This is a genomic window from Glycomyces tenuis DSM 44171 (genome assembly GCF_000427885.1).
Classification (GTDB): Bacteria; Actinomycetota; Actinomycetes; order Mycobacteriales; family Micromonosporaceae; genus Glycomyces; species Glycomyces tenuis.
The window spans coordinates 68,069-85,137 of record NZ_ATYW01000004.1 but is presented as its reverse complement, the minus strand read 5'-3'; the positions used below and the strand labels follow the sequence as shown (position 1 = coordinate 85,137).

The 17,069-nt window shown below is 71.8% G+C and carries 15 protein-coding genes; 10 read left to right on the top strand and 5 right to left on the bottom strand.

The window, feature by feature from the left end; translation table 11 throughout:
* Positions 1-139: 139 nt before the first annotated feature.
* The 6 genes from YWW_RS0107525 (at position 140) to YWW_RS34885 (ending at position 7,225) form a co-directional block, all read left to right on the top strand.
* The gene (locus tag YWW_RS0107525; protein ID WP_026929645.1) at positions 140-451 is read left to right on the top strand and encodes a type VII secretion target; all 312 of its coding nucleotides are present in this window, start codon (positions 140-142) and stop codon (positions 449-451) included.
* Positions 435-2,030, top strand: a complete 1,596-nt coding sequence (locus tag YWW_RS28910) for an alpha/beta hydrolase (RefSeq protein WP_051325498.1) — start codon at positions 435-437, stop codon at positions 2,028-2,030. The genes YWW_RS0107525 and YWW_RS28910 overlap by 17 nt, the downstream gene beginning before the upstream one ends.
* Positions 2,031-2,042: 12 nt before the next feature.
* Positions 2,043-2,570, top strand: a complete 528-nt coding sequence (locus YWW_RS0107515) for a hypothetical protein (protein ID WP_155830004.1) — start codon at positions 2,043-2,045, stop codon at positions 2,568-2,570.
* Between the two features lie 133 nt (positions 2,571-2,703).
* Complete coding sequence (locus YWW_RS28905; RefSeq protein ID WP_051325497.1) at positions 2,704-3,915, top strand: DUF418 domain-containing protein; 1,212 nt, start codon at positions 2,704-2,706, stop codon at positions 3,913-3,915.
* Positions 3,916-3,991: 76 nt separating this feature from the next.
* Positions 3,992-4,519: a hypothetical protein gene (locus YWW_RS28900; RefSeq protein WP_051325496.1), complete on the top strand. Its 528-nt coding sequence runs from the start codon at positions 3,992-3,994 to the stop codon at positions 4,517-4,519.
* 63 nt (positions 4,520-4,582) lie between these two features.
* Entirely contained in the window at positions 4,583-7,225 is a 2,643-nt protein-coding gene (locus YWW_RS34885; RefSeq protein ID WP_081687264.1) for a Dyp-type peroxidase, read from the top strand.
* A 60-nt stretch (positions 7,226-7,285) separates the two neighbouring features.
* Here YWW_RS34885 and asnB read toward each other — a convergent pair whose 3' ends face one another.
* On the bottom strand, positions 7,286-9,127 hold the full coding sequence (gene asnB, locus YWW_RS28890; protein WP_081687263.1) for an asparagine synthase (glutamine-hydrolyzing): 1,842 nt from the start codon (positions 9,125-9,127) through the stop codon (positions 7,286-7,288).
* 277 nt (positions 9,128-9,404) lie between these two features.
* Between asnB and YWW_RS0107490 the strand changes: the two genes are divergently transcribed.
* Both YWW_RS0107490 and YWW_RS0107485 read left to right on the top strand, forming a co-directional pair.
* The gene (locus YWW_RS0107490) at positions 9,405-10,061 is read left to right on the top strand and encodes a response regulator (protein ID WP_026929643.1); all 657 of its coding nucleotides are present in this window, start codon (positions 9,405-9,407) and stop codon (positions 10,059-10,061) included.
* Complete coding sequence (locus YWW_RS0107485) at positions 10,058-11,236, top strand: sensor histidine kinase (RefSeq protein ID WP_026929642.1); 1,179 nt, start codon at positions 10,058-10,060, stop codon at positions 11,234-11,236. The genes YWW_RS0107490 and YWW_RS0107485 overlap by 4 nt, the downstream gene beginning before the upstream one ends.
* Here YWW_RS0107485 and YWW_RS0107480 read toward each other — a convergent pair.
* On the bottom strand, positions 11,217-12,050 hold the full coding sequence (locus YWW_RS0107480) for a phosphoribosylaminoimidazolesuccinocarboxamide synthase (RefSeq protein ID WP_026929641.1): 834 nt from the start codon (positions 12,048-12,050) through the stop codon (positions 11,217-11,219). The genes YWW_RS0107485 and YWW_RS0107480 overlap by 20 nt on opposite strands.
* 157 nt (positions 12,051-12,207) lie before the next feature.
* Between YWW_RS0107480 and lipA the strand changes: the two genes are divergently transcribed.
* Both lipA and YWW_RS0107470 read left to right on the top strand, forming a co-directional pair.
* Complete coding sequence (gene lipA, locus YWW_RS0107475) at positions 12,208-13,116, top strand: lipoyl synthase (protein WP_035704187.1); 909 nt, start codon at positions 12,208-12,210, stop codon at positions 13,114-13,116.
* A 30-nt stretch (positions 13,117-13,146) separates the two neighbouring features.
* Positions 13,147-13,842, top strand: coding sequence for a DUF4191 domain-containing protein (locus tag YWW_RS0107470; RefSeq protein WP_026929639.1), 696 nt, complete (start codon positions 13,147-13,149; stop codon positions 13,840-13,842).
* 128 nt (positions 13,843-13,970) lie between these two features.
* Here YWW_RS0107470 and YWW_RS0107465 read toward each other — a convergent pair whose 3' ends face one another.
* From YWW_RS0107465 to YWW_RS0107455, 3 genes are all read right to left on the bottom strand, one after another.
* Positions 13,971-14,387 carry a DUF3040 domain-containing protein gene (locus YWW_RS0107465; protein WP_026929638.1) on the bottom strand — a complete coding sequence of 139 codons (417 nt, stop codon included), beginning with the start codon at positions 14,385-14,387 and terminating at the stop codon, positions 13,971-13,973.
* Positions 14,388-14,593: 206 nt separating this feature from the next.
* Positions 14,594-15,847 carry a DNA polymerase IV gene (gene dinB, locus YWW_RS0107460; RefSeq protein WP_425402684.1) on the bottom strand — a complete coding sequence of 418 codons (1,254 nt, stop codon included), beginning with the start codon at positions 15,845-15,847 and terminating at the stop codon, positions 14,594-14,596.
* Entirely contained in the window at positions 15,844-17,010 is a 1,167-nt protein-coding gene (locus YWW_RS0107455) for an alkaline phosphatase family protein (RefSeq protein ID WP_051325495.1), read from the bottom strand. The genes dinB and YWW_RS0107455 overlap by 4 nt, the downstream gene beginning before the upstream one ends.
* Positions 17,011-17,069: the final 59 nt, after the last annotated feature.

Genomic DNA, 17,069 nt, shown 5'->3' with positions numbered 1-17,069 from the left:
CGGAGTGAACCTGCGGTACGGCGTCCCATAGCGCGGTAGCGTTGGGCCCCATCGTTTCACGATGGGGCCCTTGCCGTGTTCGCCCCTTTCGACTACTGTGAGCGCGTTACTGCCCACACGGCCCCTCAGGAGCGGCGACGTGTCCCGGTTCCACATAGAACCCGACGAGGTCAGAGCGGCCGCCGCCGCGATGCGCGAATCGGCCTCGACACTGCCAGAGCAGATGGCGACCGTCGCCGAGGAGGCCGGACGGCTCCCCGCCGCCGCCGACACCGCCGAGTTCCCGGGCATCGGCGCGGTCGCGTCCATGGCCGAGACCTGGCACGAGCGGCACGTCCCCGGTCACCGGGCCGCCGTCGACGAGCTCGCCGGGCAGCTCGACGCCAGCGCCGACGCGACCGTCGAGACCGACGACCACAACGCGGGGACCTTCGATGAGCATCGGCTTTAGCGCCCTCCAAGAGGCCGACTTCGACGTGCTCGCCGCCGTGGGCGAGCGCTGGACGGCGTTCGCGGCGCACCTGAGCGAGCAGGTCGAGGCCCTGGAGGGCGTCCTCGACCGGCAGTTGAGCGAAGACCACTGGGCAGGGGACGCGCCCGACGCGGCCAGGGAGCGGATCAAGGCCGCCGTCGCCGAGCTGGAGCAGCGCATCGACCCGGCAGGGAAGGCCGCCGCCGCGATCGCCGACGCCGTCGAGGCCTTCCGGGAGTGCCAGGCAGACCTCGGCGAACTGGCGGCCGAGGCCGAAGCGGCGGGCGTCGTCCTCGGCGCCGAAGGCGACGGCGACTCCTCCCCCGAGTTCGCCGAACGGCTCGCCGCGATCCTGGACCGGGCCACCGAGGTCGACGAGGAGCTGGGCGCGCGGATCGGCCTCGTCGCCGACACGGCCGCCCCCGGTCGGACGCCGCTGTCGGCGGCGGAGGACCCGGCCGCCGAGCTCACCGAGATGCTCGCCTCCGGCGCCTCTCCGAAGGAGGTCAACGGCTGGTGGGACTCCCTGAGCGGCACTGCTCAGGACGCGCTCGTGGCCGGCAGTCCCGAACTGGTCGGGTCTGCCGACGGCGTCCCGAGCGACGCGAGGGACGAGGCGAATCGGCGACGGCTGGGCACCGAGCTGCAAAACCTCGATGCCGAGATATCTCATATAAATGAGGAGATTGCGTCCGCCGAGCGGTCCGGCCGCGGCGAGGACGCCGAGGAACTGCGCGGCCGCCTCGACGCGCTCACCGAGACCAGGCGGGACCTCGCCGCCCTCGAAGACCGCGTCGACGGCCCCGACCGGGTCACCGGCCAGGACCACTACCTGCTCGGCTACGACGCCTCCCGCGACGGCAAGGCGATCATCGCCATCGGCAACCCCGACACCGCCGACAACACCGCCGTGTTCGTGCCGGGCACCGGCGCCGAACTCGGCCGCAGCGGCGACTACGACCGCGCCGCGGCCATGGCCCACGACGCCCACGAGGCCGCGCCGAGGGAGGACACGGCGATGGTGATGTGGCTCGGCTACGACGCGCCCGACCACCCCGTCGCCGACGCCCACTCCCTGTCCTACGCCAAGGACGCCTCCGGCGGCCTCTCGTCGTTCATGGGCGGGCTGGAGGCCGCGAACCGCGACCCGGCCCACGCGACGACCACCGTCGTCGGCTACTCGTACGGCTCCACGGTCGTCGGCCAGTCCGCGAAGGAGCACGGGCTCGCGACCGACCAGATCATCGCGGTGGCGAGTCCCGGCATGAACGTCGACCGGGCCGCCGATCTCGGCATCGACCCCGACGACGTGTGGGCGACGACCGCCCCGGGCGACGTCATCCACGTGCCGGCGGTCATCGACATCCCGCTGCCGGGCGGCGACAGCCTCGGCATGGGCCCGAGCCCGGTCGACGACGACTTCGGCGCGCGTACCTTCGACAGCGACGCGATGAGCTGGAACCCCCTCGACATCCACACGAACTACTGGAACGAGGGCAACGCCGCCCGCGACAACATGGCGTTCATCGTCACCGGCCAGACCGACCGCGTGCATTAGGAGGAGACGGGCATGAGCCGAGGAGCACCCGAGCGGGAGGACCCCTGGCCGCGCATGGAGGACGCCGTGCGCGAGACCGTCGCCGCCCTGCCGGACTTCCCCGGCTTCGAGAGCCGCGCCTTCGCCGAGCTCGCCGGGACCGACCCCGACACGGTCCAGTACGAGCTGTCCTACACCTTCACCCTCGACGACTCCGAGACGGCGAAGGTCCGCCGCGACTACGTGGCGGCCCTCAAACGGCACCTCCCGGCAATCGGCTACACGGTCCACTCCGAGCGCTTCGGCGAGGACGGCGAGCCGCGCGCGCTCGAAGCGGTCCGGCCCGACGGAATCAACGTCTGGTACCGCGTCCTCGGCCTGGTCAGCGTCAAGGCCCAGACGGGACCGATGCCGCGCGACCCGGACTACGACCCGTACTGCCCGCCCCCGATCGGCGGCGTGGCCAGGGACCGGGACGCCGCCCTCGACTTCTGCGAGCGCGGCTACACCGACGAGGGGCCCGAGGCCGAGCCGACCACGGGGACGGACTACGCCATCTGAGCTACGCCGGCACTACTCCCGCGGTAGGACGGGAAGCCGGTGACAATCGACCGCTCGGACGACTCGGACCGAAGCGGCGTTTGCCTATATTGAGGGACGGAAACCCTTACACCACGTTTTTTGGAGCCCGATCATGCCAGTCTCCTCCACACAGGGGACCACTCCTGCGCAGCTCGGCCCGCCGAGCTCCATCACGAAGGCCGAGCGCTCGCTCGCGCCCGACATCGCCCGCGGCGGCATGCTGCTGTTCATCGCGATCGCGAACGTCGCGATCTACGTGCACGGCAGCGGCATCGATTCCTACGGCCACTTCACCGACTCCACGACGGCCGACCACATCGCACTGTTCTTCGAGAAGCTGCTCGCCGCCGAGCGCTCGCGGCCGATGTTCGCGATCCTCTACGGCTTCGGCATCGCCGTCATGGCCTCGCGTATGTTCGCCCGCGGCATGGACCCCAAGGGCGTCCGCAAGGTCCTGCGCCGCCGCTCCTGGTGGCTGATCCTGTTCGGCTTCATCCACGCCACCTTCCTGTTCTTCGGCGACATCCTCGCGCCCTACGGCGCCACCGGGCTCATCGCGCTCGGCTTCGTGCACCTCTCGGACAGGGCGCTGCGGCGCTGGCTGATCGGGTCCTCGGTCGTCGTCGTGGTCGTCTCGCTCCCGATCTTCGCGTGGGCGTACAGCGGCAACAGCGGCAACACCGGCGGCACCGACGAGCTGTCGAACTACGCCGTGCAGATGGTCTTCGGCGCCGCCGTGTCGATCGGGTTCACCACGGTCTTCACGGTCTTGGGCCTGTTCGTCCCGCTCGTGCTCATCGGCATGATGCTCCAGCGCTCCGGCTGGATCGACCACCCCGAGGAGCACCTGCCGGGGCTGCGGAAGGTCTTCGTCTCGGGCATGGTCGTGAACGTCCTCAGCGCCCTGCCGGTCGCGCTCGTCGGCCTCGGCGTGTGGGAGCCGCCGACATTCCTGTTCGTCTCGGCGATGTACCTGACGCTGCTCGGCGGCATGTACGCCGGGCTCGGCTACATCTGCGGCTTCGCACTGCTGGCGCACCGCTGGCGCGCCAAGAGCCGCCGCGGCCTGCCCGGGGCCTTCGCCGCCGTCGGCGAGCGCTCGCTGACGAGCTACCTGCTCCAGTCGATCATCATGGCGCCGCTGCTGTCCGCCTGGGGCCTCGGCGTCGGCGCGCACGTGGGCTACCTGGGCGCCTACGGCATCGCCTTCGGGACGTGGGCGGTCACCGTGGCGCTGGCCGTGCTCATGGACAAGGCCGGCAGGCGCGGGCCGTTCGAGGTGCTGCTGCGGCGGCTCACATACGGGCGCAAGCGCACCGCGTGAGAGGAGGCGGTGCGCCCGTGTCGGCTTTCCGATACGGGCGTACCGCCGCCGCGGGGCGCCGTGACACAATACGCCAATGCAGGTGAGGCAGATTCCGTTCCGACTGCTGCGGGCCACCGTGTTCGCGGCGGTCACGGTCTCGGCCTCGGCACTGCTCCACATCTGGGGCGGCGGGGCGGCGCCGCGGCCGGAGTTCTTCGCCGCCGGCCTCGCACTCGTCTTCGCCGGCGGCGTCGCCGCCGGAGGCCGCCAGCGCGGTTTCGCCGCTCTGGCGCCGCTGTGCCTGGCCGCCCAATGGGGACTCCACGAGTGCTTCTCGGCCGGCGCGGCCCCGCACGACCACGGCGCCGGCGTGAGCATGCTGCTGGTCCACGTGGTCGCCGCGCTCGCCCAGGCGTCCTGGCTGGCGCGCGGCGAGGCCGGCCTGGCCGCGCTGCTCGACCTCCTCACGCTGTTCCTGGCGCGGGCGGTGCGCCCGCGTCTCGCCCGGGCCCGCGTCCCGGTCTTCCGGCGCGCGTTCCGTCCCCGCACGCGGCGGCTGCGCTCGCTCGAGCCGCTCGCGACCGCGATCTCCAATCGCGGTCCTCCCGTCTTCGCTCTCTGATCCCTTTTCGTCCCCCCTTTTTCTTCTTCGGCGCCGCTGCGCGCCGTCTTCAGAGAGTGAGTCATGTCCAAAGAACGTTCTTGGGCTGCCGCGCGGCAGCTCCTCCTCCGGCTGCATTTCTACGCCGGGATCCTCATAGCCCCGTTCCTGCTCGTCGCGGCGGTCTCGGGGATGCTCTACGCGGCGTCCTACCAGGTGGAGGACGCCATATACCGGGACCTGCGGACCGTCGAGGCGTCCGGCGGCGAGCCGTTGACGCTGAACAAGCAGGTCCAGGCCGTCGCCGGGGCCTACCCGGAGGCGACGGTGACCGGCGTCCGGACCGGCGCCGGGCCCGAGGACTCGACGCAGGTCCTGCTCGCCGGGCCCGTCCGCGAGTCCGGCGCGGTCCCGGTCGTGTTCGTCGACCCGTACACCGGCGAGGTGCTGGGCGATTCGACGTCGTACGGCTCCTCGCAGGCCGGTCCGTTCCGTGAGTGGGCCACCTCGCTGCACCGGCACCTGCACCTGGGCGAGCCGGGACGGGTCTACAGCGAGCTCGCGGCGAGCTGGCTGTGGGTGGTCGCGCTCGGCGGCGTCGCGCTGTGGTTGAGCCGCAGGCGGCGCCCGGGCGGGCTGCTGTGGCCGCGCAGACCTCGCCGAGAGGGCCGGGCGGGGTCGCTGTCGTGGCACGCGCCGCTCGGCATGTGGCTGGTGCTGGTGCTGCTGTTCCTGTCGGTGACGGGCGTGACGTGGTCGCGGTTCGCCGGGGAGAACGTCGCCTCGCTCCGGGAGACGCTGGGCTGGCAGACGCCGACGCTGTCGGCCGACGCCGGGGAGCACGCCGCGCACGAGGGCCACGCCGGTCACCACGACCACGGGGCCTCGGCGTTCGACCTGACGCTGCTCGACGGCGTCCACGATGCGGCGGTGGACGCCGGTTTCGAAGGGCCCCTTGAGATCACGCTGCCGACCGGCGAGAGCGGCGAGTTCCTCGTCGCGGAGACGCAGCGGTCCTATCCGGTGCAGCAGGACACGGCCGTGATCGCGACGGCGAGCGGCGAGCCGGAGGTGGCAGAGGAGCTCCGCTTCGAGGACTGGCCGTTCATGGCGCAGGCGACGAACGTGCTCATCGCCGCGCACAGGGGGATCCTGTTCGGACTCGCGAACCAGGTGGTGCTGTTCGCTTCGATGGCCGCGCTGGTCGCCTTGATCGTGCTGGGGTACCGGATGTGGTGGCAGCGGCGCGCGAAGGACGCGGTCGTGGGCCGTCCGTACCCGCCCGGCTCGCTGCGGCGCCTGCCGTGGCCCGCGGTGGCCGCCGCGGTGCCGGTGGTGGCCGTCGTCGGCTGGTTCTTTCCGCTGCTGGGGATCTCGCTCGCGGTGTTCCTCGCCGTCGACGTCCTGCTCGGATGGTGGCGGCGCCGCCGACCCGATGCCGAGGATCGCTCTGGTGAGGGCGTCTCGCGCCGCACGGCGCTCGGCGCGGCGGCGGCCACGGCCGCGGTCGCGGGCGGCGCCGGATACGTGATCGGCGGGAACCACGAGCATCCCGAGGAGGGCCACGCGCACGGCACGGCGCCCGAGCCGTTCTACGGCGAGCACCAGAGCGGCGTCGAGACCGCGATCCAGCGCCACGCGCTGTTCGCCTCGTTCGATCTGGCCGAGGGCGTCTCGGCGGACGACCTGCGGGCGCTGCTGTCCGACTGGTCGGCGGTGGCCGCGGCACTGGCGAGCGGCCAGGAGCCGCCGAAGGCCGCGATCGACGGCGACGACCAGTTCGACGCCGAAGCCGTCGCGGCCGGGCTCGACCCGGCGCGGCTGACGGTGACGTTCGGCCTCGGGCCGGAGCTGTTCGCGAAGACGGGGCTGGAGGCGGCGCGCCCGGCGAAGCTGGAGGCGCTGCCGGAGTTCGACGGCGACCGGCTCCAGGACGCCTGGTGCGGCGGGGACCTGCTGCTCCAGATATGCGGTGACGACCTCCAGGTGGTCAGCAACGCGTTCTTGGAACTGCGCAAGCGCGCGGTCGGCTTCGGCACGCTCGGGTGGGTCCAGCAGGGCTTCTCCTCGCCGCCCGCCGACGGCGGGACGCCGCGGAACCTCATGGGCTTCAAGGACGGGAGCCTCAACCCCGAGCCGGGGAGCGCGGACTTCGACACCCGCGTGTGGGCGAGCGACTCGGAGCCGGACTGGTTCGCGGGCGGCACCTACCTGGTGTTCCGCAAGATCCGCATGAAGCTGCCGGCCTGGAGCATGGCCAGCGCCGAGGAGCAGAACCTGACGCTCGGGCGTGAGAGGGACTCCGGCGCGCCGCTGAGCGGCGGCGGGGAGTTCGACCACCCGGACTTCACCGCGGTCGGCGGCGACGGCCTGCCCGCGGTCCCGGCGGACTCGCACCTGGCGCTGACGCACGAGGCGGCCATGTTCCGCCGCGGCTTCAACTACGACTACGGCTTCCTGACGCAGGGCGACGTCAGCTCGGACGCGGCCGCCCATGAGCACGCGCCGGGCACCGCGGACCACGGGCACGACGAACACCCGTACGACGCCGGGCTGCTGTTCGCCTCGTTCCAGGCCGACCCGGGGGTCTTCATCGAGACGCAGGAGAAGATGGCGGCCTCGGACCGGCTGATGGAGTTCATCGTCGCCGAGGGCAGCGCGATCTTCGCGATCCCGCCGGGCGCCGCCGAAGGCGGCTTCGTGGCGGACGGCCTGTTCCGAACCTGAGGCGCGGGCCGTCGCGCGGCGAGCGGGGGTTTCGCGCTCCCGCTCGCCGCGGGGCCGCCCTCAAGTGGTGCCGTCGAGTCCGGCGTACCAGAGGCAGAAGACCATGACCGTCCAGACTTCGCGGCCGCGGTCGGTGCCGTCGCGGTGCTCGCGCAGGAGGCGGCGCGCGTACTCCAGATCGAGCAGGTGGCCGCACGCGGCGCCCGCGAGCAGCTCGTCGACCCATTCGAACATCGGCCCTGCCAGCCACTGCCGGTACGGGGTGGGGAAGCCCATCTTGGGCCGCTCCACGATCGCGGGAGGGACGAGCTTCTCGACCGCGCGGCGCAGCGCCACCTTCGTCTGGGCTCCGGCGAGGCGGTGCTCGACCGGGATGCGCGAGGCCGTCGCCCACACGCCTCGGTCGAGGAACGGCACGCGCAGCTCCAGGGAGTGGGCCATGGACATCCGGTCGGCCTTGACGAGGATGTCGCCCCGCATCCAGGTGTGCAGGTCGAGGTACTGCATCCGGGTGGCGGGGTCGAGGTGCGCCGACTCCTCCCAGACGCGCGCGGTGACCTCGCGGTGGTCGGGCGCGGGGCGGCGCAGCAGCGCGTCCTTGGCCTCGCCGGTGAAGACCTTGGCGTTGCCGACGAAGCGCTCTTCGAGTTCGACGGTGCCGCGTTCGAGGAAGCTCTTGCCCTTCACGCCGTCGGGCAGCGCCCGGGAGGCGCGGCGCAACAGGACCCTGGCCGATTCGGGGAGCGCGGTGACCGAGCGCAGCGAGTGCGGCTCGCGGTAGATCGTGTAGCCGCCGAACAGCTCGTCGGCGCCTTCGCCGCCGAGGGCGACGGTGACGTGCTCGGCGGCCTTCTTCGCGACGAAGTAGAGCGGGACGAGCGCGGGGTCGGCGACCGGGTCGTCGAGGTGCCGCACGATCCGCGGCAGGTGGCCGATCACCTCGTCCACGGTGATCGGCGCGGGGATGTTCGCCACGCCGAGCTCGGCCGCCGAGGCGGCGGCCACGCCGAGCTCGTCGCTGAGGCCGTGGCCGGTGAACTGGGCGGTGAAGGTGAGGATGCCGGGGTTGACCTCGCGGGCGAGGGCGACCAGCGCGGTCGAGTCGATGCCGCTGGAGAGCAGCGCGCCGACCGGCACGTCCGATCGCATGTGGAGCCGCACCGATTCGCGCAGCGCCTCGGCGATCTCGCCGTGGAGCCGTTCGGCGTCGTCGACCCTCCTGGGGCGGAACATCGGCTGGAAGTAGCGCTGCGGCCTGGGGTCGGTCCCGGGCCGGAACAGGGCGCAGTGGCCGGCCTCGAGCCGGTGGATTCCCCTGTGGAGTGTTCCGGGTTCGGGCGGGTACTGGAAGGTGGCGTAGTGCCCCAGCGCGTCGGTGTCGATCAGGTCGAGGCCGCCCGCGCCCGGCAGGGCCTTCTTCTCGCTGGCCAGCCACACCGCCGAGCCCAGGCGCGTCCAGTACAGCGGTTTGACGCCGAACGGGTCGCGCGCGGCGAACACGAGGTCGGCGTCGCGATCGTGGACGACGAAGGCGAACATCCCGCGCAGCCGGTGGACGACGTCGGGCCCCCAATGGCGGTAGCCCGCCAGGACGACCTCGGTGTCGCCGCGGGTGGCGAAGACCGCGCCGTGTTCGCGGACGAGCTCGTCGCGCAGTTCCAGGTAGTTGTAGACCTCCCCGTTGAAGACGATGCGGAGGCGGCCGTCCCCCGAGCGCATCGGCTGGTGGGATCCGGCGATGTCGATGATCGACAGCCGCTTGAAGCCCATGCGGACCGCCGTGTCCGGCGGGTCGACCGCGGTCTCGTCGGGGCCGCGGTGGTCGAGCAGTTCGAGCAGTCCGGCGAGGTCCGGCTCGCCGGGCCCGGGGCCGGCTCCGGCTCGGACGACGAATCCGCACATGAGCGCTCCTATGGCGACGGGGGTACGGGTGGGAGTTCTCATGCTGGTTCGCGCCGGGGCCGATCGCTCCCGGCGACCGTCGCCGATCGGCCCGTCGGCGGCATTCGGGTCCACCGCCGGTCGGTGTGGACGGTCGCCCGCCGACCGGGCGCATCGCCCATCCGATCGGCCGGAATCGCCCCCGCCGAGTGGCGCCGCCGAGCGCCGACTCGCGGATGCCGGATCCGGTGCGCGGTGAGTACGCTTCGGGAACCCCCGAAGAACAGGAGCGGCCCCCGTGATCCGCGTGCTCATCGTCGACGACGAAGCCCTCATACGCTCGGGCTTCACCCATATCCTCGGCACCGCCGACGACATCGAGGTGGTCGCGGCCGTCACCGGCGGCGAGGCGATCGACAAGATCATCGCGCTGCGGCCGGACGTGGTGCTGCTCGACATCCGCATGCCCGACGTCGACGGGCTCACCATCCTCAGACGGCTGGGCGACCTGTCCCGGCCGCCGATCACCTCGGTGCTGACCACGTTCGACACCGACGAGTACGTCGACGCCGCGCTCCGTCTCGGCGCCGCCGGGTTCCTGCTCAAGGACACCGACCCCGAGCACCTCATCTACCAGGTGCGGTCACTCATGAGCGAGGGCTCGGCGCTGTCGGCCAAGGTCGCCCGGACGATCATCGCCGGATACCTGTCCAGCACGGCGGGCTCGGTGACCGACCCGCTCGTCGAGCGGCTCACCGAGCGCGAGCGCCGCATCCTCACCCTGCTCGCCGAAGGGAAGTCGAACGGCGAGATCTCGGCCGAGGTCTTCCTCGGCATCGGCACCGTCAAGGACCACGTGAGCTCGATCCTGACCAAGCTGGAGGTCGCCAACCGCGTCCAGGCGGCGCTCATCGCCGAGCGCGCCGGACTGCTCAGGGCGGAGCCGGAGCGATGAGGTTCCCGCCGCTGCCGCAGTGGGTCTACGACGCGGTGGTGCTGGCCGTGGCCGCGGTGCACCTGGCGCTCGTCATCGACGTGAACAACCAGCCGCTGGCGACGTTCGCGGTCATCGCCGTGGGCGCGCTGCTGTTCCGCCGCCAGGCGCCGCTGACGGTCTTCCTGGTCACGCTGCCGCCGGCCGCGTGGGTCGGCGAGAAGGTGGCCTCGATGCTCGCCCTCTACTGCCTCGCCTACCGGGCGCGGCGGCCGTGGATCACCGCCGCCGCCGTCGCGCTGCTGACCGTCTGCTTCACGTTCTGGAACCTGGGGCTGCCGTATTGGATCGCGGACGAGCTCGACTACCACTACGGGTCCGAGACCAGCGTGGGGACCCTGTTCGAATACGGGTTCCAGAACGAGGGCGCCATCCGCGGGCACCTGTACTACCTGCTCGTCGCCGCCGTCCCGGCGATCCTCGGCCACCTCCAGCGGACCCGCAGGGACCTGGCCGACCGGCTCCGGGACATCACCGAGGCGCGCGAGCACGAGCAGCGGCTGCTGACCCAGCAGGCGCTCGCCACCGAGCGCGCCCAGCTCGCCCGCGAGATGCACGATGTCGTCTCACACCAGGTCAGCCTGATCGCCGTGCAGGCCGGGGCCTGGCAGATGCAGACGAAGGACCGGGAGGCGAAGGAGGCGGCCTCGACGATCCGCCGGCTCAGCGTCACCACGCTCGAAGAGCTGCGCCACATGGTGCGGGTGCTGCGTGCCTCGGGAGTCAAGACCACCGAGCTCGCGCCGCAGCCGACGATCGGGCAGCTCGAAGCGCTCGTCGGCGGCAGCGGCATCGAGGCGGAGCTGGAGGTCGGGGCGCTCCCCGAGCTCGAACCGCCGCTCCAGCGGGCGGTCTACCGCACCGTCCAGGAGGCGCTCACCAACGCCCGCAAGCACGCTCCGGGCTCGGCGGCGTCGGTGCGCATCGGCGCCGACGACGACGGCGTCGACGTCGAGGTGGTCAACACGGCCGCGCAGCGGCCGGTGGTCGACCTGCCCAGCTCGCAGTTCGGCTTGATGGGGCTGCGGCAGCGGGCCGAGCTGCTCGGCGGCCGCCTCGACTACGGCCCGACCGGCGACGGCGGCTGGCGGCTGGCGCTGCGGGTGCCGCTCGGGGTCACCAGCGCCGCCCGGTGAGGCGCTCGTAGGCCTCGACGTAGCGGCCGCGGGTGGCCTCGACGACCTCGGCGGGGATCTCCGGCGGGTCTCCGGCGTCGGGCTTCCAGCCGGTGGAGCGGGCCCAGTCGCGCACGTACTGCTTGTCGAAGGAGGGCTGCGAGCGGCCCGGCTCCCACCCGGCGGCGTCCCAGAAGCGGGAGGAGTCGGGGGTGAGGATCTCGTCGGCCAGGCGCAGCGTGCCGTCCGCGTCGGTGCCGAACTCGAGTTTCGTGTCGGCGATGAGGATGCCGCATTCACCGGCCACCTCGACGCCGCGCCGGTAGACCGACAGCGTCAGGTCGCGGACCTGCTCGGCGGGCCCGGGCCCGAGCTCGTCCTTCATCCGCTCGAAGGTGATGGGCTCGTCGTGGTCGCCCACGGCCGCCTTGGTGGTGGGGGTGAAGATCGGCTCGGGGAGCTTCGAGCCGTCGACCAGTCCGCCGGGGAGGCCGACGCCGCAGACGGCGCCGGTGGCGTTGTAGGCGGCGAGCCCGGAGCCGGTGAGGTAGCCGCGGGCGACGGCCTCGACGGGGAGCATGTCGAGGCGCATGACGCGGATGGCGCGCCCGGCGAACTCGGCGGGCACGTCGTCGGCGGAGACGACGTGGTTGGGGACGAGGTCGCCGAGGGCCTCGAACCACCACAGGCTCAGCGCGGTCAGCAGCGCGCCCTTGTCGGGGATCTCGGTGGGCAGGACGGTGTCGTAGACGCTGACGCGGTTGGAGGCGACGAGGACGAGGTCTCCCCCGTCGGCGTAGACGTCGCGGACCTTGCCCCGGTGAATGAGTTCCACTGCTGCTCCCTGTCGCTGGACTGCCAGCCTATTAGAGCAGCGCCCGCCCGCCGGGACGGCGGGGTCGCGGCGCGGCTGTGCGCAGCGACACCTGCCGGACGGGGAGGCCGCGGCGTAGGCTGGGCCCGTGACTTCCGAACAGCCCAAGGGACGCCGGATGCTTCGCCTCGAAGCGCGCAACGCCGAGACCCCGATCGAGAAGAAACCCTCCTGGATCAAGGTCAAGGCCAAGACCGGCCCGGAATACACCGAACTGCGCAGCCTCGTCAAAAGCGAAGGGCTGCACACCGTCTGCCAAGAGGCGGGCTGCCCCAACATCTACGAGTGCTGGGAGGACCGCGAGGCGACCTTCCTCATCGGCGGTTCGCAGTGCACCAGGCGCTGCGACTTCTGCCAGATCGACACCGGCAAGCCCTCCCCGCTCGACCGGCTCGAGCCGATGAAGGTCGCCGAGTCGGTCAAGACGATGGGCCTGAAGTACGCCACGGTCACCGGCGTCGCCCGCGACGACCTCGACGACGGCGGCTCCTGGCTCTACGCCGAGACCGTCCGCCAGATCCACGCCGCGATCCCCGGCTGCGGCGTCGAGCTGCTCATCCCCGACTTCAACGCCGTGCCCGAGCAGCTCGCCGAGGTGTTCTCCTCGCGCCCGGAGGTGCTGGCGCACAACGTCGAGACCGTCCCGCGGATCTTCAAGCGGATCCGCCCGGCGTTCAGCTACCAGCGCTCCCTCGAGGTCATCACGGCCGCCCGCGAGGACGGCCTGGTCACCAAGTCGAACCTCATCCTCGGCATGGGCGAGACCCGCGCGGAGATCTCGCAGGCGCTGCGCGACCTGCACGCGGCCGGGTGCGAGCTGATCACCATCACCCAGTACCTGCGCCCGACCAAGCGCCACCACCCGGTGGACCGGTGGGTCAAGCCCGAGGAGTTCGTGGAGCTGACCGCCGAGGCCGAGGAGATCGGCTTCGCCGGCGTCATGAGCGGACCGCTCGTGCGCTCCTCGTACCGGGCGGGCCGTCTGTACCGACAGGCGATCGAAGCGCGCTCCGAAGCCCTCGCATAGCGTCCCGGATCGCACCGTAGACTTGAGAGCATGGCAAAGCAGCAGGAGAAAGAGACATTCGGGTCGAGACTGAAGACCATCGGTCTGGCCATCAAGTTCACGTCGAAACGGGACAAGTGGTTCCTCCCGCTGGAGGCCGCCGCCATCCTGCTGCCGTTCGTCGTCGTGACGGCGCTGGTCGTCTTCGCCAGATTCTCACTGCTGTGGTACATCAGCGCGCTGTTCGTGGCGCTGCTGGCGGGCATGATCGTGCTGAACATGCGGACCAGCAAGGTGGTGAACGCGGAGGCCGTCGGCAAACCCGGCGCCGCCTACGCCCTCATCGACGGCATGCGCGGCTGGCACGTGACGGCCGGGGTCGCGGCGGTCTCGGAGACCCAGATGGTGCACCGCGCGGTCGGCAAGCCGGGCGTGGTGCTGCTGGCCGAGGGCGGCGGCAAGGCCCGCAAGCTCCTGGGCCAGGAGAAGAAGCGGATCTCGCGCGTGGTCGGCTCGACGCCGATCTACACGTTCATGGTCGGCGAGACCGCCGGTGACGACTTCTCGGTGACCGAGGTGCGCAAGCGGCTTCAGAAGCTCCCCCGGAACATCGACGCCAAGGGCGCGAACCACGTCGCCAAGCGCCTCGACGCGCTGGGCATGGGCATGGCGATCCCGAAGGGCCCGATCCCGACCAGCGCGAACGCCGGCAAGGGCGCGCGGCGGGCGATGCTGCGCGGGCGCTGAGCGGACGCCGCAGGACATACGAGGACGGGCCGCGCCTTCTCGGCGCGGCCCGTCCTCGTATGTGCCGTTCAGCTGTGCTTGAGCGGTGTCCGTGGCTCGACTGTGCTCGTCACTGTGCCGTCTGCGGGTCAGAACAGGTCGCCGTTGTCGCGGCGTCGGCGCCACCGCTCCTCCATGCGGGAGGTGAAGCCGCCGGGCTTGGGGTGCTTGGAGCCGCCGCCGCGTCCGGTCGTGCGGGTGGCCTTGCCGTCGACGGCCTTCAGCTTGTTGCCGCCCGAACCGCGGCGCTGGGCCCAGAGACCGAAGATGAGGCCGCCGAACATGAGCACCGCGCCGATCGGGGCCCCCCACATGGCGGAGCCGGCGATGACCGTACCGATGACGACGCCGATGCCGATGACGGAGACGATGCCGGCGAGGATGAGCCTGCGACGGGTGACGTGCGCGGGATCGTGCGCACGCACGGCAGAGGCGAACTGCGGGTCTTCGGACAAGGACTGCTCGATCTCTTCGAACAGCCGTTGTTCGTGGTCGGAGAGCGGCACGACACTCCTCCTGCACTAGTCTCGGCGGGCCCGTCGACGTCGCGGCGGGCCTGGGTGCTTGTGCTTTCAAGTCTACGAGGCTTTCGCTCAAGTCGGAAGGCAGTTCGTCCTTGAATCTGTCCGTTCCCGCCTTCGTGAGCGGGGATACCCTCGCGACCTCGGTACTAACCGTATTCACAGGCGTGTAAGCCGTCCGCGGCGGGTGTCTACTCACGAGCGGGGCGGCGCAGGCGACCGGCCGATCCGACCGCTCCTTTGCCGTATTTCGCGGCGGCGACGTCGATGGCGGTCTCGATGTCGCGCCAGCCGTGCTCGGGTTCGCCGAGGGCGACCTGGCGGCCGACCGCGGCGGTCTCGACCAGGTGATCGAGGCGGACGCCGATGAGCCTGACGGGCGCGGTGGCGGCGGCGTCGGCGAGCTCGCGGGCGGCGGCGTGGATCTCGTGGCCGACGTCGGTGGGCGCGGCGAGCGTCCGGGAGCGGGTGATGGTGCGGAAGTCGCCGAAGCGGATCTTCACCGTCACGCCGCGCCCGGCCCAGCCGGCGGCGCGGGCACGGGAGGCGACCTTGCGCGACAGTTCGAGCAGGGTGGGGCCCCAGGCCGCGGCGTCGGGGGCGTCGTGCCCGAAGGTGGTCTCGGCGCTGATGGACTTCTCGACGCGCTCGGGCCGGACCGGGCGGGGGTCGATGTTGCGCGAGAGCGCGTACAGGTGTTCGGCGGAGGCGGTGCCGACGGAGGCGGCGAGGCGGTCGACGGGGAGGCGGGCGATGTCGCCGACGGTGCGCATGCCGAGGCGCCCGAGCTTCTGGGCGGTCTTCTCGCCGATGCCCCAGACGGCGCGGATGGGCAGGGGGTGGAGGAAGCGGAGCTCGGTCTCGCGCGGGACGATGCCGAGGCCGTCGGGCTTGGACGCCTCGGAGGCGAGCTTGGCGAGGAATTTGGTGGAGGCGATGCCGACGGTGCAGGTGATGTCGTGTTCGGAGCGGACGCGGCGGCGGATGTCGCGGGCGATCTGGGCGGGCGTGCCGATGAGGCGGCGGGCCCCGGCGACGTCGAGGAAGGCCTCGTCGACCGAGATGGGCTGGACGTGCGGGGTGTACTCGCGGAAGATCGCCATGATCTCGCGGGAGACCGCGCCGTAGGAGGTGGTGGGCTTCATGAAGACGCCGTGGGGGCAGCGGCGGCGGGCTATGGCGGTGGGCAGGGCGGAGTGGACGCCGTACGTTCGGGCCTCGTAGGAGGCGGCGGCGACGACGCCGCGGGGGCCGAGCCCGGCGATGATCACGGGCTTGCCGCGCAGGGAGGGGTCGCGGGCGGTCTCGACGGACGCGAAGAAGGCGTCCATGTCGATGTGAAGAATATGAAGGTCGTCATCGGGCAGATCGTGACCGATGTACTGGTGTGACTCGCTGACCACGTTCGGATCGTATCCGGCCGGTCCGACATCGGCGCGGTTCAGCCGTTCCGGTACGTCCACAGCGGGACGGCCATCTCGGCGGCGGTGAGCCCGCCGTGCTGGCCGATGAGGCGGGGCACGTGCGGCGGCTCGCCTTCGACGCCGACGATCGCGAAGGTGTCGCGGCACGCCACGACCAGGTCGCCGATGCGCTCGCGGCCGGCGGCGGTGACGACCGGACCGAACCAGCCGCGGCCGATCGCCTCGTCGCGGCCGATGACTTCGGCGCGGTCGCGGACCGCCGCGCCCCAGGCCGCCGCCACTTCGGCGTCCGCGCCGGCCCGCGTGTAGAGGTAGCGCATCCGTCCGTCCCCGGCGATCGTCTCGACGCCTTCGAGCAGGTCGGGGTGCCGGTCGACGTGGAGGCGCTCGGTGAGGTTCACCATGCCGTGGTCGGCGGTCACGAACAGGGACGCGTCCTTCGGCAGGTCGGTGAGGATCCCGTCGATCGCCTCCGAGACCTCGGCGACGGCTTCGAGCCACTCGGGCGATCCGATGCCGTGGAAGTGCCCGGCGGTGTCGATGTCGGGCAGGTAGGAGTAGACGAGGCTGCGGCGGCCGCGGTGGAGCGCGGCGATGGTCTCCTCGGCGACCTCGTAGGGCGCTATGGCGGGGGTCCAGTCGGCACCGCGGTAGATGGCCCTGGTCAGGCCGGTGTCGCGGAAGGCGCCGTCGGAGACGACGGTGCAGACCACGCCGTCGGCGGCGGCGCGTTCGAAGCAGGTCGGCTCGGGCTGCCAGGTCTCGGGGTCGGGTTCGCCGTCCCAGCGGATGTGGGTGACGAGGTCGCCGCTGTCGGGGACCCGGACGGTGAAGCCGATGATGCCGTGGCGGCCGGGCGGCAGGCCGCATGCGAGGGAGGCGAGGCTGATCGGCGTCGAGGACGGCACGGTGGCGGTGATCGGGGTCAGCGTGCCGATGTCGCCGTTGCGGATGGCCTCGACGGTGGAGCTGGCCTGCCCGGCCTGGTGGAGCAGGTGGTAGCCGAAGCCGTCGAGCAGGAGCACGGCGACGCGCCTGACGCCGGAGAGTTCGCCGCCTCGCAGCAGCACGCCGTCCGCGCCGTCTGGAACGCCCAGGGCCGCAAGCGCGGTGGGCATGACGTCGGCGAGAGTGCCGGTGCCGTAAGCGGGCTGGAGCGGCTCAAGGTGCGGGCTCGGACGCATGGCCCGAGGCTAGCCGGTCGTGTAAGGGACCGCCAGAGGCAAGACGGATGAGATCACAT

Coding starts and splice junctions, on each gene's coding strand:
- YWW_RS0107515 (WP_155830004.1), top strand. CDS start 2,043: ATGAGCCGAGGAGCACCCGAGCGGGAGGACCCCTGGCCGCGCATGGAG.
- asnB (WP_081687263.1), bottom strand. CDS start 9,127: ATGTGCGGATTCGTCGTCCGAGCCGGAGCCGGCCCCGGGCCCGGCGAG.
- YWW_RS34885 (WP_081687264.1), top strand. CDS start 4,583: ATGTCCAAAGAACGTTCTTGGGCTGCCGCGCGGCAGCTCCTCCTCCGG.
- YWW_RS0107485 (WP_026929642.1), top strand. CDS start 10,058: ATGAGGTTCCCGCCGCTGCCGCAGTGGGTCTACGACGCGGTGGTGCTG.
- YWW_RS0107455 (WP_051325495.1), bottom strand. CDS start 17,010: ATGCGTCCGAGCCCGCACCTTGAGCCGCTCCAGCCCGCTTACGGCACC.
- YWW_RS28910 (WP_051325498.1), top strand. CDS start 435: ATGAGCATCGGCTTTAGCGCCCTCCAAGAGGCCGACTTCGACGTGCTC.
- lipA (WP_035704187.1), top strand. CDS start 12,208: ATGCTTCGCCTCGAAGCGCGCAACGCCGAGACCCCGATCGAGAAGAAA.
- YWW_RS28905 (WP_051325497.1), top strand. CDS start 2,704: ATGCCAGTCTCCTCCACACAGGGGACCACTCCTGCGCAGCTCGGCCCG.
- YWW_RS0107470 (WP_026929639.1), top strand. CDS start 13,147: ATGGCAAAGCAGCAGGAGAAAGAGACATTCGGGTCGAGACTGAAGACC.
- YWW_RS28900 (WP_051325496.1), top strand. CDS start 3,992: ATGCAGGTGAGGCAGATTCCGTTCCGACTGCTGCGGGCCACCGTGTTC.